This is a genomic window from Streptomyces sp. NPDC046759, from assembly GCF_040645475.1.
Classification (GTDB): domain Bacteria; phylum Actinomycetota; class Actinomycetes; order Streptomycetales; family Streptomycetaceae; genus Streptomyces.
On sequence record NZ_JBEYYJ010000028.1, the window covers coordinates 49,860 to 64,825 of the forward strand.

General features: G+C 71.6%; 13 protein-coding genes. 2 read left to right on the forward strand and 11 right to left on the reverse strand.

Annotated features, from left to right (window positions below):
* The first annotated feature begins 112 nt into the window (after positions 1-112).
* Positions 113-1,369, forward strand: coding sequence for a glycosyltransferase (locus tag ABZ919_RS31425; RefSeq protein WP_361254415.1), 1,257 nt, complete (start codon positions 113-115; stop codon positions 1,367-1,369).
* A 175-nt stretch (positions 1,370-1,544) separates the two neighbouring features.
* Here the strand turns inward: ABZ919_RS31425 and ABZ919_RS31430 are convergent, their stop codons facing one another.
* From ABZ919_RS31430 to pepN, 3 genes are all read right to left on the reverse strand, one after another.
* Complete coding sequence (locus ABZ919_RS31430) at positions 1,545-2,354, reverse strand: SGNH/GDSL hydrolase family protein (RefSeq protein WP_361254228.1); 810 nt, start codon at positions 2,352-2,354, stop codon at positions 1,545-1,547.
* A 178-nt stretch (positions 2,355-2,532) separates the two neighbouring features.
* Positions 2,533-3,582 carry a hypothetical protein gene (locus ABZ919_RS31435; protein WP_361254230.1) on the reverse strand — a complete coding sequence of 350 codons (1,050 nt, stop codon included), beginning with the start codon at positions 3,580-3,582 and terminating at the stop codon, positions 2,533-2,535.
* Positions 3,583-3,789: 207 nt separating this feature from the next.
* A complete protein-coding gene (gene pepN / locus ABZ919_RS31440) occupies positions 3,790-6,369 on the reverse strand; it encodes an aminopeptidase N (protein WP_361254232.1) in 2,580 nt (859 codons plus the stop codon).
* A gap of 141 nt (positions 6,370-6,510) precedes the next feature.
* Between pepN and ABZ919_RS31445 the strand changes: the two genes are divergently transcribed.
* Positions 6,511-7,161, forward strand: coding sequence for a DsbA family protein (locus tag ABZ919_RS31445; protein ID WP_361254234.1), 651 nt, complete (start codon positions 6,511-6,513; stop codon positions 7,159-7,161).
* 13 nt (positions 7,162-7,174) lie between these two features.
* Here the strand turns inward: ABZ919_RS31445 and ABZ919_RS31450 are convergent, their stop codons facing one another.
* The 8 genes from ABZ919_RS31450 to ABZ919_RS31485 form a co-directional block, all read right to left on the reverse strand.
* Entirely contained in the window at positions 7,175-7,627 is a 453-nt protein-coding gene (locus ABZ919_RS31450) for a DUF3887 domain-containing protein (RefSeq protein WP_361254236.1), read from the reverse strand.
* Positions 7,628-7,779: 152 nt separating this feature from the next.
* On the reverse strand, positions 7,780-8,427 hold the full coding sequence (locus ABZ919_RS31455) for a superoxide dismutase (protein WP_361254238.1): 648 nt from the start codon (positions 8,425-8,427) through the stop codon (positions 7,780-7,782).
* A 120-nt stretch (positions 8,428-8,547) separates the two neighbouring features.
* The gene (locus ABZ919_RS31460) at positions 8,548-9,933 is read right to left on the reverse strand and encodes an amino acid permease (protein ID WP_361254240.1); all 1,386 of its coding nucleotides are present in this window, start codon (positions 9,931-9,933) and stop codon (positions 8,548-8,550) included.
* Between the two features lie 121 nt (positions 9,934-10,054).
* Positions 10,055-10,951 carry a TauD/TfdA family dioxygenase gene (locus ABZ919_RS31465; protein ID WP_361254243.1) on the reverse strand — a complete coding sequence of 299 codons (897 nt, stop codon included), beginning with the start codon at positions 10,949-10,951 and terminating at the stop codon, positions 10,055-10,057.
* A 12-nt stretch (positions 10,952-10,963) separates the two neighbouring features.
* Positions 10,964-12,313 carry an LLM class flavin-dependent oxidoreductase gene (locus tag ABZ919_RS31470; RefSeq protein WP_361254246.1) on the reverse strand — a complete coding sequence of 450 codons (1,350 nt, stop codon included), beginning with the start codon at positions 12,311-12,313 and terminating at the stop codon, positions 10,964-10,966.
* Positions 12,310-13,023, reverse strand: a complete 714-nt coding sequence (locus ABZ919_RS31475) for an ABC transporter ATP-binding protein (RefSeq protein ID WP_361254248.1) — start codon at positions 13,021-13,023, stop codon at positions 12,310-12,312. The genes ABZ919_RS31470 and ABZ919_RS31475 overlap by 4 nt, the downstream gene beginning before the upstream one ends.
* On the reverse strand, positions 12,999-13,841 hold the full coding sequence (locus tag ABZ919_RS31480; RefSeq protein ID WP_361254250.1) for an ABC transporter permease: 843 nt from the start codon (positions 13,839-13,841) through the stop codon (positions 12,999-13,001). Before ABZ919_RS31480 ends, ABZ919_RS31475 begins: the two co-directional genes overlap by 25 nt.
* On the reverse strand, positions 13,838-14,881 hold the full coding sequence (locus ABZ919_RS31485) for an ABC transporter substrate-binding protein (protein ID WP_361254253.1): 1,044 nt from the start codon (positions 14,879-14,881) through the stop codon (positions 13,838-13,840). The genes ABZ919_RS31480 and ABZ919_RS31485 overlap by 4 nt, the downstream gene beginning before the upstream one ends.
* Positions 14,882-14,966 lie beyond the last annotated feature (85 nt).

Here is a 14,966-nt window from a genome sequence, read left to right on the forward strand (position 1 = left end):
TAATGTCCGTACCGCCTCATATCGGCTAACCCGCTGTGGACGGGGTTGGCTCGATCTTCGCGATCATTTATGCAAGGCGGGTGGTCGTGTGCGCGCGACACACGGACTGCGTGTGCTGTCGGTCTACGAGGGCTTCTTCTCCGGAGGGGCCCGGATCGTGCACAGCGACGTCGTACTGGGACTGGCCGAGGGCGGCCAGTCCCACCAGGTACTCAGCATCCACGGTGAGGTTCATCGCGAGGCCACGCGGCAGCGCATGGAGGACGACCACTGCTACCGGGCGCTGACCGCCGGCGGTGTCGGCGTCACCTCGCTCGGCCGCACCGCCGGCCTGGTGGACGGCACGCTCGCGGCGAACGTTTTCAGCGGACCCGAGCTGGCCGAAACGGCTCGGTCGATGGCCGGGGCGGAGGTGATCCTGTCCCTCAAGGAGCAGCCGCTGGCCCTGCTGAACCAGGCGGGCCTGCCCCGCCGCCCGGTCGTGGTCTGTCTGCACCGCTCCGACCCGGAGAACCAGGGGCCCGCGCTCGAGGAGCTGAAGGCCGCCATCGCCGACGGCACCGTGGCCGCGTGCGTGTGCTGCGCCGAGTCCACGCGGGCCGCCTACGAGGCCGCCGGCATCCCTGCCCGGCTGCTGCACGTCATACCCAACGGCGTCGACCTGCTCCGTTTCCGCCCGGACCCGGCCGCGCGCCTCGCCGTGCGCACCGCGCTCGGGATCGCGGACCGCGCGCCGGTGGTGGTCTTCGCGGCCCGGTACGCCGCCATGAAGAACATCCCGCTGCTGCTCCGGGCGGCCCGGGCCTGGCTGGCCCGCGAGGGCGGCGGGCACCTGGTGATGTGCGGTGCCGGGATGACGCCGGGCAACCCCGGGCTGCGCGCGGACCTCGCCGACGCCTTCGCGGACGCGCCGTCGCTCACCGACCGGGTGCACCTGCTCGGCGTGCGGCAGGACATGCCGGCCGTCTACGCCGCCGCCGACGTCGTCGCCCTGACCTCCGTCTCCGGCGAGGCGGCACCGCTGTGCCTGATCGAGGGGATGATGTGCGGCGCGGTCCCGGTGACGACCGACATCGGCGACAGCGCGGCCATCGTCACCGGCCACGGCTTCGTGACCCCGCCGGACCCGGGTGCGATCGCTCTGGCGTGGTCCGCCGCGGCCGCCGGGCGTGCGGAGCTCGCGCCGGTTCTGGAGGCCGCCCGTGAGCGCTTCAGCCGCACCCGCATGATCGCGGCCTACGCGGCCCTGCTCGACGAGGTGTACGCCTCGCAGGCCGGCGGGCAGCGGGCGATGGCGCAGCACGCGGTGGGCGACGCGATCCCGGCACCGTCCGTCCCGCTGGGCGAAGAGGCGGCGGAGGAGCGGTAGCCGGACCCGGGCACCGCCCCCTGCCGGACCCGGGCACCGGCCCCTGCCGGACCCGGGTGCCGCTCTGGCGTGGTTTGCCGCGGCCGCCGGGCGCCCTGTGCCGGCAGGGGGCGCAGGCCGGGACGGCGAGCGTGCGTTGCCGGCTGCGGTTCCGCCGGTTCCGGCCCTGCGGGTTTCAGGAGACGCGCTCCAGGACCGGCAGGTAGCCGAGGGACTGTCCCGGTGCCGTCGGGTGGTACGACTCGGTGACCGCCGGCAGGTCCACGCTGTGCAGCCAGGGGCTGGACGAGCAGATCTCATGGCCGGCGAAGGCGGCCCTGACGTCGGCGAAGGTGAACCCGTGGGCGGCGGCGCGGCGGGCGATCACCGCGTCGAGGTGGTCCACGCCGTCGTTGACGGCGGCGCGCGCGGTGTCCTGGAGTCCGGCTTCGCAGGTGCCTCTGAGGTGGTACAGGTGGGGATAGCCGAGCACCACGACGTGGGCGGCGGGGGCCCGGTTCCGGATGGCCGAGTAGAGCCGGTCCAGGCTGTCCCCGAGGGAGCTGTCCACCGTGGCGCGGGCGCCGGCGACGGCTGACAGGCAGCGGCTGGTTCCGCCCAGCGCGCAGGTCGTCATGACGCCGACGAAGCCCGCGTCGCTGCCGCCGACGGTGAGGGTGACCAGCCTGGTACCGGCGCCGAGCGTGCCGAGCTGGCGGGACAGGACGTCGTTCGTCCGGGCGTGGTTGCACGCGGGGAAGGCGAAGGACGCCACTCGGTGCGCCGAGGCCCACAGCACCGGGTACGCCCGGCTGCTGCGCCTGCAGTTCGTGCCGGTGGGGAGGTAGTCGCCGGCGCCGAGACCGGCGGAGTAGGAGTCACCGAGGGCCACGTACCCCGGGCCCGCTCCCGGTGGCGCCGCCTGTGCCGTCGCGGGGGCGCCGACGAGACAGGCGCCGGCGAGCAGGAGGACCGACGAGCACGCGGCTGTCCGGGTGTGTCGCATACCTCTCATCCTGCGTGGTCCGGACGGCGCCGCCCGCGCGGCTCCTCCGTTCGGGTGAGAACCCAGCGTCACCCGGGGACCGGACGCACGAGGAGGGGCCGCCGGCATCCGCCCGGCGGCCCCTCCTCTCCCCTCCCGAGGGCGTCGCGCCGCCCTCCCGATGCCTCCCGGTCCGTCACTACCGGGGAAGCACCACGACATACGCGGCCGGGTCGCGGTCGGCGGAGGCCATCAGGGCCGTGCGGACCACCGCCGCCTGCTGTTCCATCGCGTCCCTGAGCTTGCGCGGGGTGATGTACACGACGGTGATCCCGAGGCGTTCCAGGTGCTCGCGCTTGCGGGCGTACTCCGCCCACAGCTCGTCGTCGTCCTCCCGATGCCCTTGACGGGGCGCCCGGGTGTCCAGCTCCACCGCCACCGCCTGGTCGGGCCAGTACGCGTCCAGGCCGCCGAGGTGCGGACCGCCGGGCAGGCGCAGGTCCACGTTCCACACCGGGTCGGGCAGCCCGTACTCGCCGACCATCCGGTACAGGCGCTGCTCGGCGATCGAGCGGCCCTCCGCGACCAGCGAGTTCACCGCGTCCACCACGTGCGGGCGGTTCAGGAGCTTGGCATGGGTCAACGCCCGTACCACCGCGGCCGGTTCGCAGTGACCGCCGCGCACCGCCTCGGTCAGCAGCCGCCGTACCGCCTGCCCGTCCGTCAGCTCCGCCACCGCGTCCGCCAGCGCCCGCGGCACCGGCGCCACCGGCAGGCCCGTCACCGTGTTCGGGGTGGGCAGGGCGCCCGTACGCAGGACCCGGACGTGGCCGGCGGAGCGCAGCCGGCGCAGCCGGGGGACCAGGACGTCGATGCGGTCCAGGGAGAGCAGCGATGGGGCGGCGGAGAAGCCGTGGAGGGTGAGGGCGGCGAGGCCCGTGATCATCGCCTCCGCGTAGACCGCTCGGTGCGGTTCCTCCGCCGTCGGCTGGGCCGGCACACCGGGCGCGGACTCACGGGCCGCGTACAGCAGGGCCGCGTGCAGACGCTCCTCGCTCGTCGGCGGGCCCGGGTGCAGCAGGACCACGTTCGGCAGCAGCAGCTGCCAGGGGCCACCGGGGCGGCACTGCTCGGTCAGTTCGGCCGTGCTCACGCCGTGGGAGCGGAGCTGGGCCGTCGTCAGGACGCGGCGGTGGACCTCGGAGAGGTGACGGAGAGGGCGGGGGGAGAGCGGGGTGTTGTGCGTCATGGCCTCGAAATTCCCACCCCCCGTCGCACCTGTAACCGCTGTTACACGGCCGTCGAAGAATGCAGACAAGCCGGGACTAAAGGTCAAGTGTTCGGGTGCCGAGTAGGGAAGGGAAACCCCTGGTCCGAACGGGCGCGGACCAGGGGTTACGGCTATGTTTGACCGAATTTCGTAACGGTCACTGGCCGGGGAAGCTCAGGCCAAGGCTCAGTGGCCGGTGGCCGCCGCGTCGCACTCCTGTGCGCGCAGCGCCCGCGCCAGGTCGTCCCGCGCCTCCAGCACCAGCCGGCGCAGTGCCGGCGCCGCGTCCGGGTGCGAGTCCAGCCACGCGTCCGTCGCGTCCACGGTCTCCGGGCGGTCCTGCAGCGCCGGGAACAGGCCCCGTACGACGTCCATGCCGATCTGGATCGACCGCTCCCGCCACACCCGCTCGATCGCCGCGAAGTACTTCTGCGCGTACGCCGCCGTCAGCTCCCGCTGCGAAGGCTGGTCGAAGCCCGCGATCGTCGCCTCCACCAGCGCGTTCGACAGCGCGTCGGACTCCACCACCTGTGCCCACGCCTGCGCCTTGACCGCCGCCGACGGGCGGGCCGCCAGGCACCGGACCTGGTGCCGCTTGCCGGACGCCGTGTCGTCGCGGGCCAGCTCGGCCGCCAGGACGGACTCGTCGGCCACCCCGTGCGCCGCCAGCGGCTCCAGGAACGCCCAGCGCAGCTCCTGGTCCACCTCCAGGCCGTCGATCGACGTCGTCCCGTCCAGCAGGTCCTTCAGGAACTCCAGGTCCGGCTCGGCGAAGGCCACGGTCGCGAAGAACCGCGCCCACGCCAGCTGCTGCTCGCTGCCCGGCCCCGCCGCCCGCAGCTCCCTGAGCGCCCCCTCGGCGAGCTGTTCCGCACCGGTCTGCCGCCACTGCGGCGCCGCGTAGTGCACCAGCGCCGAGTTCGCCCACGCGTGCAGCATCTGCAGCACGCCGATGTCGGACTCGCGGCCCGCGAACCGCAGCACCAGGCCGACGAAGTCCCGCGCCGGCAGCAGCGCGTCCCGGGTCATGTTCCACAGCGCCGACCAGCACAGCGCCCGGGCCAGCGGGTCGGTCAGCGCGCCCAGGTGCGTCCGGAGCGTGTCCAGCGAGGTCTCGTCGAAGCGGACCTTGCAGTACGTCAGGTCGTCGTCGTTGACCAGGACCAGCTCCGGCGCCTCGGCGCCCGCCAGGTCCGCGACGACCGTGCGCGGGCCCTCCACGTCCGTCTCCACGCGCGCGTACCGCTCCAGCGCGCCCTCGGGCGTCCGCCGGTACAGGCCCACGGCGACCCGGTGCGGCCGCTCCTCGGGGTGCGACTCCGGCGCCTCCTGCACCACCGCCAGCTCGGCCACCCGGCCCTCCGGGTCCAGGAGCACCTGTGGCGTCAGCGAGTTCACCCCGGCCGTCTGCAGCCACGAACGCGCCCACGCCGCCATGTCCCGGCCGCTGGTCTCGCCCAGCACCGACAGCAGGTCGCCGAGGCGCGTGTTGCCGTACGCGTGCCGCTTGAAGTAGCGGCGGGCGCCCTCCAGGAACGCGTCCTGGCCGGCGTACGCCACCAGCTGCTTGAGTACCGAGGCGCCCTTGGCGTACGTGATGCCGTCGAAGTTCAGCTTGGCGTCCTCCAGGTCGCGGATGTCCGCCGTGACCGGATGCGTGGACGGCAGCTGGTCCGCGCGGTACGCCCAGGCCTTGCGGCGGTTGGCGAAGGTGATCCAGGCGTCCTTGAAGCGGGTCGCGCCGACGGCTCCGAACGTGCCCATGAAGTCGGCGAAGGACTCCTTCAGCCACAGGTCGTCCCACCACTCCATGGTGACCAGGTCGCCGAACCACATGTGCGCCATCTCGTGCAGGATGACGTTGGCCCGCGCCTCGTACGACGCCTGGGTCACCTTGCCGCGGAAGATGTACTCCTCGCGGAAGGTCACCAGGCCCGGGTTCTCCATGGCGCCCAGGTTGTACTCGGGCACGAACGCCTGGTCGTACTTCCCGAACGGGTACGGGTAGTCGAAGTGGTCGTGGAAGAAGTCCAGGCCCTGCTTGGTGATGAGGAAGACGTCGTCGGCGTCGAAGTGCGGGGCGAGACCCTTGCGGCACATCGCGCCGAGCGGGATCTCCAGCTTGCTGCCGTCCTCGAACACCCGCTCGTAGGTGTCCGTCACATAGTGGTACGGCCCCGCCACCACGCACGTGATGTACGTCGAGATCGGCTTGGTCTCCGCGAACCGCCAGACGCCGTCGGCCGGTTCGCCCGTCCCGTTGCTCCACACCGTCCAGCCCTCGGGCGCCCGCACCTCGAAGCGGTACGGCGCCTTCAGGTCCGGCTGCTCGAAGTTCGCGAACACCCGGCGGGCGTCGGCCGGCTCGTACTGGGTGTAGAGGTAGACCTCGCCGTCCTCGGGGTCGACGAAGCGGTGCAGACCCTCGCCGGTGCGGGAGTAGGCGCACTGCGCGTCCACCACCAGCTCGTTCTCCTCGGCCAGGTCCTCCAGCGCGATCCGGGCGCCGTCGAAGACCTCGCTCGGGTCCAGGTCCCGGCCGTTGAGGGAGACGGCGGTCACGCCCGGCGCGATCAGGTCGGCGAAGCTCGCCGCGCCCGGCTCGTTGCAGCGGAAGCGGATCGTGGTCACCGAGCGGAAGGTGCGCGGCTCCCCGTCCCCGCCGCCGACGGCGGACCTGAGGTCCAGGGACACCTCGTACCCGTCGACGGACAGCAGGGCGGCCCGCTCCCGGGCCTCGTCACGGGACAGATTCTCACCGGGCACGGAGGGCACTCCCTTGTGATCGCGTGGATGAGGGCTGAATCAGGACCGATCCTGCCATGTGCCCCTGACGGGAGGCAGCAGGGAATGCCGGACGGGAGGACGTGGTTGAGTGCTGGAAAGCGTCTTTCGTTGAGGAGAGCCATGTCCGAGTCCGGCAAGACCCCCGTCGACTTCTGGTTCGACCCGCTGTGCCCCTGGGCCTGGATGACCTCCCGCTGGGTGCTGGAGGTGGAGAAGGTCCGCGACATCGAGGTCCGCTGGCACATCATGAGCCTCGCCGTCCTCAACGAGAACAGGATCGACGAGCTGCCCGAGGAGTACCGGGAGATGCTCGAGACGAAGGCCTGGCAGCCGGTGCGCGTGGTCACCGCGGCCTGGCAGAAGCACGGCGCCGACATCCTCGGTCCGCTCTACACCGCGCTCGGCACCCGCATCCACAACAACGGTGAGGGCCCGACCCTGGAGGCCGTCGCCGGCGCCCTGGCGGACGTCGGCCTGCCCGCCGGCCTCATCGACTACGCCGACCAGCAGGACTTCGAGTTCGACGCCGAACTGCGCGCCTCCCACAAGGAGGGCATCGAGAAGGTCGGCCAGGACGTCGGCACCCCGGTCATCGCGGTGCCCGGCCCCGACGGTGAGCAGATCGCCTTCTTCGGCCCGGTCGTCACCCCCGCCCCGAAGGGCGAGGAGGCGGCCCGCCTGTGGGACGGCACGCTCGCCGTGGCCTCCGTGCCGGGCTTCTACGAGATCAAGCGGACCCGTACCAAGGGGCCGGACTTCACCAACCTGTAGGCCCCCCGGCGCTCTAGGAGAGCGGCACGCCCGGCTTGCGGAAGAACAGCCCGGCGACGGACCCGCCCTTGTCGAAGCTCACGCGGAACTCGGCGGGTCCCCGCTCCATGCGCAGGGGCACGCTGACCACGGTGTACCCGCCGACCGCGGCGTCCTTTGGATCCCGGTGGGACTCGTAGCGTCCGTACTGGCCCTGGAAGCTGCTCCACGCCTTCTCCAGCGTGTCCGGCGGCAGTTGCCTGCGCACGGCCGCGTCGAAGTGGACGGTGGCGGCGGTGTAGTCGCCCTTCACGACGGCGTCGAGCGTCCGCAGGGCGACGGTGTCGTCGCGCGGCGCGGCCGCAGCGGAAACGGTGGCCGGCAGCAGGGCGGCCGCGGCCGGCGCGACCGTGGCCGCGGTCCGAACGCGTCGCCGCCCGCGGACCGGCGGCATGCCTGTGATGGGCATACGGTGCATACGGGGCATGTATCCATCGTGCGGCACCTGCCCCCCGCGCATACGGACGGTCCTGACCAGGAGGACCCCCGTGAGTCACGTCCTCACGGGGGTTCTCCCTTCCTCCGCCTGCCGTCGTGAAGGGGGAGAAGACGATCACGAGGCAGGACGTCTCGGGGGATTCAGGGAGCGAGCAGCAGCGCGTCGGCGCGGGACTTGGCGGCCTCGTGACGGCGGGCCACGTCCTGCCAGTCGACGACCTGCCACATGGCCTCGACGAAGTCCGCCTTCTGGTTGCGGTACTGGAGGTAGAAGGCGTGCTCCCAGGTGTCGAAGACCAGGATCGGGACGGAGCCCTGGCCGACGTTGCCCTGGTGGTCGTAGACCTGCTCCACGATCAGCCGGCCGCTCAGCGGCTCGTACGCCAACACGCCCCAGCCCGAACCCTGGGTGGTGGCCGCGGCCTTGGACAGCTGGGTCCTGAAGGCGGCGAAGGAGCCGAAGGACTCCTTGACGGCGTCGGCCAGTGCGCCCACGCCGTCGGCCGCGAGGGGCTCGCCGCCGCCGTCCTTCGGGCTGGTCATGTTCTGCCAGTAGATGCTGTGCAGGATGTGGCCGGAGAGGTGGAAGGCCAGGTTCTTCTCCAGGCCGTTGACCGAGCCCCACGCCTGCGTCTCCCGCGCCTCGGCGAGCTGCTCCAGGGTGTCGTTGGCGCCCTTCACATAGGCCGCGTGGTGCTTGTCGTGGTGCAGCTCGATGATCTCCGGGCTGATCACGGGGGCGAGCGCGGAGTAGTCGTAGGGCAGGTCGGGCAGCGTGTAGACGGGCACGAGTGATCCCCTTTGGGAAGCTTATTGCAAGTTACTTGCAACTACACGCTAACAACAACAGTGGCCGGGCAAGGAAAGGCCCCCACGTGTCGCACGTGGGGGCCGTTGCCCGGGCGGGGCTCAGCGCTTGGCGCGGGCCCGCTGCCAGAGGAAGCCGACGGCAGCCAGGACCAGGGTCATGCCGCCGGTGGAGCAGAGCTGGACGCGGGTGTCCGCCTCGCGCGCCATCAGGACGAAGATCGCGGCCATGCCGGCCAGCGCCACCCAGGTCAGCCACGGGAACGCCCACATGCGCACGACCAGCTTCTCGGGGGCCTCGCGCTCGATCCGGCGGCGCAGCAGCAGCTGGGAGACCGCGATGAAGATCCAGACGACCAGGATGACCGCGCCGATCATGTTCAGCAGCCAGGGGAAGACGTCGTCCGGCCGCCAGTAGCTGAGCAGCACACAGACGAAGCCGAAGAAGCAGGAGGTGAGGACCGCGACCCGGGGCACCCCGCCGGACAGCTTCGCCAGCACCTTCGGACCCTGGCCGCGCTCGACCAGCGAGTAGGCGATGCGCGAGGAGCCGTAGATGTTCGCGTTCATCGCGGAGAGCAGGGCGGCGAGGACGACCACGTTCATCAACTGGCCCGCGCCGGGGATCCCGAGGTGGTCGAGCGTGGCGACGTACGGCCCCTTCTCCACGACCTCCTTGGAGTTCCACGGGACCAGCGCGACGACGACCGCCATGGAGCCGATGTAGAACAGGGCGATGCGCCACATGGCCGTGCGGACGGCGGACGCCACACCGCGCACCGGGTTCTCGGACTCGGCCGCCGCGATGGTGACCGTCTCCAGGCCGCCGTAGGCGAACACCGAGGCGAGCAGGCCGACCAGCAGACCCTGGGTGCCGTGCGGCATGAAGTCGGACAGGTTCGAGGTGCCCGGCGAGTGGGTGCCGGGCAGGACACCCGCGAGGGCCAGCACGCCCAGGACCAGGAACAGGCTGATCGCGCCGACCTTCAGCGCGGCGAACCAGAACTCGAACTCGCCGAAGTTCTTCACGGCGGCCAGGTTCGCTCCGCAGAACACCACCATGAACAGCGCGACCCACATCCACTGCGGGGTGCCGGGCACCCAGCCCTGGACGATCTTCGCGGCGCCGATGCCCTCCAGGCCGACGGCCGTGCACAGCAGCACCCAGAAGGACCAGCCGGCGGCGAAGCCCGCCCACGGGCCGATCGCCCGCTCGGCGTGCGCCGAGAAGGAACCCGACGACGGGTACGCGGCCGACATCTCGCCGAGCATCCGCATCACCAGCATGACCAGCAGGCCGGAGAGCGTGTAGGCGATCACGATGGACGGACCGGCGGCGGCGATGCCCGCGCCGGAGCCGACGAACAGGCCGGCGCCGATGACGCCGCCGAGGGCGATCATCGACAGATGGCGCTGCTTGAGGCCGTGGGAGAGCGAGGGGCCGTCCTGGTGCTGTGGCGGCGTCTCGGTCGTCGTGGTGCTGGGCATGGGCGTGGCTCTCCCCGTGCAATGGGCGGGCAAAAACCCCGCCAGTCTGGGCGGCCCGTCCGCTCAGGCGGAGCGGCCGCCCAGTATCCGGACAGCTGTCGTACGCAGGGTGAACCGGTGGCTACGCGGCCGCGAGCACCGTCGTGTAGTGCGAGGCGTCGCCCTCGATCGCGTAGCTCTCCTTGCCCTCGATGCCGACCGGGACGTCACCGGCGACGGTCACCCGGTGCAGCCGGCGCGGCTGCCCGTCGTAGTTGTCGATGGCGTAGTGCTGGGTGATCCGGTTGTCGAAGAGCACCAGCTCGTGCTGCGCCCAGCGGTGGCGCAGCACGTTCTCCGGGCGGGTGACGTACGTCTGGAGCAGCTCCAGGACCTTGCGGGACTCGGCCACAGACAGGCCCACGATCCGCTGCGCGAACCCGCCGATGAACAGCCCGCGCTCACCGGTCAGCGGGTGCACACGGACCACCGGATGAGCCGTGCGGTACGTGATGGACGTGAACTCGGCGCGCTGGGCGGCCTTCTCCTCGTCGACCTCCTCGTCGGGCACGGCGTAGTCGTAGTCGTTGGTGTGCTCGGCCCACAGGGTGTCGGCGAAGCGGCGCAGCGGCTCGGGCAGGTCGCGGTAGGCGGCGGCCGCGTCGGCGATCAGGGTCTCGCCGCCGTACGGCGGGACTGTGATCGACCGCAGGGTGCTGGCCTGCGGCGGGTTGAGGACGAAGGTGACGTCGGTGTGCCAGTGGTTGGCGCGGCCCCGCTCGCTGTCGACGGGCAGCACGTTGGGGGCGCCGTCGACCGCGCCGACCGTCGGGTGAGCGGTGGTCAGGTCGCCGAAGTGGCGGGCGAAGGCCTGCTGGCCGGCGTCGTCCAGGTCGCCGGCGTCGAAGACCAGCGCCTTGTGCACGTTCAGGGCCTCGCGGATCGCGGTGACGTGCTCGGCGGAGAGCGGCCGGGTGATGTCGACGCCGGAGACACGGGCGCCGATGCGGGCGGTGACCTTGGTGATCTCGATGGACATGTGCGGGTCCTTTCAGGCGAGGGCGGGAGCCGGGGTCAGGTGCTGGTTGGCGGGGCGGGGGAGGCCGTAGCGCTCACGGAGGGTCTGGTGGGGACGGCCGTCGTACTCCGTGCGGAACAGGCCCCGCGTGCGCAGCAGCGGCACGACGTGCTCGACGAAGGCGTCCAGGCCTGAGGGCAGCACGGCGGGCATGATGTTGAAGCCGTCGGCGGCTCCTTGCGTGAACCAGGTCTCGATCTGGCCGGCGACCTGCTCGGGCGTCCCCGCGAAGGTGAGGTGGCCGCGTCCGCCGCCGAGCCGGCCGATCAGCTGCCGGACGGTGAGCTTCTCGCGCCGCGCCAGCTGCACCACGAGCGTGTAGCGGCTCTTCGCGCCCTCGACGGCGGACTCGGGCGGCAGGTCGGAGGGGAGCGCGGAGTCCAGCTCCAGCGTCCCGGGCGCAAGGTGCAGCAGACTCTCCAGCCGGGCCACCCCGTGGTCGTACACGATGTGGTCCTCCAGCACCTGCTCGGCCGCCCGCGCCTCCGCCTCCGTCGAGCCGAGCACGGGCACGATCCCGGGCAGCACCTTGATGTGCTCGGGGTGCCGGCCCGCCTGCGCCGCACGGGACTTGAGGTCGGCGTAGAAGGCCTGGGCGTCGGCGAGGGTCTGCTGGGCGGTGAAGACCGCCTCCGCGTAGCGCGCGGCGAAGGCCTTGCCGTCCTCGCTCGACCCCGCCTGCACCAGGAGCGGGTAACCCTGCGGCGTGCGGGGCACGTTGAGGGCGCCCGCCACGCTGAAGAACGTGCCCTGGTGCCGGGGCGGGTGGATCTTGCTGTCGTCGCCCCAGACGCCGGCCGCCTTGTCGGCGACGATCGCGTCGTCCTCCCAGCTGTCCCACAGCTTCAGCGCCACGTCGAGGAACTCGGCCGCGCGGGCGTACCGCTCGGCGTGCGCGGGCTCCGCGTCCAGCCCGAAGTTGCGGGCCGCCTCCACCCCGGCCGTGGTCACGATGTTCCAGCCCGCCCGGCCGCCGCTGATGATGTCCAGCGAGGCGAACTTGCGGGCCAGGTTGTAGGGGGAGTTGTAGGAGGTGGAGGCGGTGGCGATCAGGCCGATGTGCTCCGTCGCCGTCGCCAGCGCGGTCAGCAGGGTGAGCGGTTCCAGCGCGCCGGCCGGGCGCTGGGCGAGGTTGCTCCACAGCTGGGGTCCGTCGGCGAGGAAGAGGGAGTCGAACGTCCCGCGCTCGGCGATCCTGGCCAGGTTGACGTAGTGCGCCAGGTCGACGTGTGCGTACGGATCGCTCTCCGGAAGCCGCCACGAGGCCTCGTGGTGGCCGGTGTTCATCAGGAACGCGTTGAGGTGGAGCCTTCGCTGTGTCACTGGTGGTCCTCCGTGACGCCCAGCGCCGTCAGCAGCCGCGACCGGTACGCGTCGCGTGAGTGCCGGTGGTCGATGGGCAGGTCGAGGCCGATGCGGCCCTGGTCGAGGACGAGGACCCGGTCGGCGAGCACGATCGCCTCGTCCACGTCGTGGGTGACCAGCAGCACGGACGGCCGGTGGCGCTGCCACAGGTCGCGCAGCAGGGCGTGCATCTTGATCCGGGTGAGCGCGTCCAGAGCCCCGAACGGCTCGTCGGCCAGCAGGAGTTCGGGCTCACGTACCAGGGAGCGGGCCAGCGCGGCCCGCTGGGCCTCGCCGCCGGACAGCTCGCCCGGCCAGGCCCGCTCGCGGCCCTTCAGGCCGACCTCCGCGAGGGCGGCCCGGCCGCGCTCCTCGGAGTCCTTGCCGTTCAGCCCCAGCAGCACGTTGTCCAGCACCCGGCGCCAGGGCAGCAGCCGGGAGTCCTGGAAGACCACCGACACCCGCTCGGGAGCGGTGAGCCGGCCGCTTCCCGCGACCCCGTGGTCGAGTCCGGCGACCGCCCGCAGCAGGGTGGACTTGCCCGACCCACTGTGCCCCAGCAGGGCCGTGAACTGCCCGGTGGGCACGTCCAGATCGATGTCGTCGAGAACCGTTCGGCCGTCGAACGACCGTGTGAGTCCGCGCAGTTGCACGGACGGACGGATCAGTTGCTCAGTGTGCGGCGCCACGACAGCACCCTCCGTTCCACGAGACGGACCGCGCTGTCGGAGACCAGGCCGAAGACGCCGTAGATCAGCAGGCCGACCAGGATGACGTCGCTCTGGCCGTAGTTCTGCGCCTGGAACATCATGTAGCCGAGGCCGGACGTGGCGTTGATCTGCTCCAGCACCACCAGGCCCAGCCAGGAGCCGGTCACGCCGAGCCGGAGTCCCACGAAGAATCCGGGCAGCGCGCCGGGGATCACGATCTGCCGGACGAAGGCGAGCCGTGACAGGCCCTGCACCTCGGCGAGTTCGACGTAGCGGCTGTCGATGCCGGACAGCGCGGCGTGCGTGTTCAGATAGACCGGGATGTACACGACGATCGCGATGATGGCGATCTTGAAGGACTCGCCGATGCCCAGCCAGAGGATGAACAGCGGGATCAGACCGAGTGTCGGGATCGCCCGGTTGAGCTGTACCGTCCCGTCGATCAGCGCCTCCCCGAGCCGGCTCAGCCCGGCGGCGAGCGCGAGCAGCACACCCGCGGCGAGGCCGATCGCGAAGCCGTATCCGGCCCGCTCGAGGGAGGTCAGGACGTCGGTGGGCAGTGTCCCGTCGGTCCACAGGTGCCCCGCGGTCCTCAGCACCGTCCAGGGTGCCGGTATCGCGCGGGTGTCGAGTGTCCCCGCGGCGGAGGCGGCGGCCCACAGCGCGAGGAGGACGAGGGGGCCGACCAGCCGGACGGCGGGCAGCCGGCGCCCGGGGGAGAGGCGGCGGCGCCGGCGGACCCGGGGCAGCTCCCCGGCCGCCGCCGGTACGGCGGTCGTCGTGGTCACGGCGGTCATTTCCGGTACTCCTCGGGTACGGCCTTGGCGGCGATCGACTCGAAGCGGTGGTCGAAGAGCGAGGAGACGTCGAACTTCTTCACGAAGCCGCCCTCGGCGAGCAGGTCGGCGGTGTCCTGCTCCCACTTGATCGCCTCGTCCCAACGGGGCGGGAACAGAGGCTTGTTGGCGAGCCTGGTGATGCCCTGCGCCTGCTGGAGGGTCAGGTTCTGGGTCTTGACGTAGAACTCCTCGTTCCACTGGTCGGGGTGCTCGTACTGCCACACCTGGCCCTGGGCCCACTGCGGGATGTACGCGGCGACCGCGGCGGCCTTCGCGGGGTCGTTCAGCACGGACTGCGGGGCCCACAGCAGGTTGAGCAGGTCGACGACGTCGGTGGGGATGGCGCGGGCGCCCTTCGCCTCGTACTGCTTCAGATACGCGGGGGCCTGGCTGTTGGCGAGCGGGGCCACGTCGACCTGCCCGGCCTGCAGCGCGGTCAGGAACTGGTTGCTGGTCAGCGGGATCAGCTTCACGTCGCCGTACTCCAGACCCGCCCGCTTCAGCGCCCGCAGGAGCACGACGCCCTGCGCCTGGCCCTGCGAGAAGGCGAGCCGCCTGCCCCTGAAGTCGCCGACCGTGCGGATGTCGCTGCCCGGCTTGGTGGCGAAGAGGTAGTTGGGTTTGCGGGTGATGTCGATCGCCACGATCTTCGCGGCGAAGCCCTGGTAGTGCGCCTGGATCGGCGGGATGCCCGCGTTGTTCGCGAGGTCGAGGGACTTGGAGCGGAAGGCGTTGATGACATCCGGACCGGCTCCGATGTTCACCCAGTCCGACACCGTGAAGGGGAGCCGGGGCAGCTTCGCCAGCCTGAACTGGAGCTGCTGGACGTTCTGGTAGGAGGCGATCTTCAGACTGGTGCCGGCCGGGACCTTGTCCGCGAGCGGCTTGTCGGCCGCACCACTGGTGTCGGCGGAGGCGTCGCCCTCGGCGCAGCCGCTGAGGCCCGCCACGGCGGCGGACGCGCCCAGCAAGGAGGTGAGAAAGACACGACGGTGCATGGGAGTACTCCCCGTGGTGATGGAGGGGAAAGGCAGGAGGAATTCCGGAGCGAGAAGCCGGATGAAAGAGGGAGAGCGGAGCCGG

Coding starts and splice junctions, on each gene's coding strand:
- ABZ919_RS31430 (WP_361254228.1), bottom strand. CDS start 2,354: ATGCGACACACCCGGACAGCCGCGTGCTCGTCGGTCCTCCTGCTCGCC.
- ABZ919_RS31435 (WP_361254230.1), bottom strand. CDS start 3,582: ATGACGCACAACACCCCGCTCTCCCCCCGCCCTCTCCGTCACCTCTCC.
- ABZ919_RS31445 (WP_361254234.1), top strand. CDS start 6,511: ATGTCCGAGTCCGGCAAGACCCCCGTCGACTTCTGGTTCGACCCGCTG.
- ABZ919_RS31450 (WP_361254236.1), bottom strand. CDS start 7,627: ATGCCCCGTATGCACCGTATGCCCATCACAGGCATGCCGCCGGTCCGC.
- ABZ919_RS31460 (WP_361254240.1), bottom strand. CDS start 9,933: ATGCCCAGCACCACGACGACCGAGACGCCGCCACAGCACCAGGACGGC.
- ABZ919_RS31465 (WP_361254243.1), bottom strand. CDS start 10,951: ATGTCCATCGAGATCACCAAGGTCACCGCCCGCATCGGCGCCCGTGTC.
- ABZ919_RS31480 (WP_361254250.1), bottom strand. CDS start 13,841: ATGACCGCCGTGACCACGACGACCGCCGTACCGGCGGCGGCCGGGGAG.
- ABZ919_RS31485 (WP_361254253.1), bottom strand. CDS start 14,881: ATGCACCGTCGTGTCTTTCTCACCTCCTTGCTGGGCGCGTCCGCCGCC.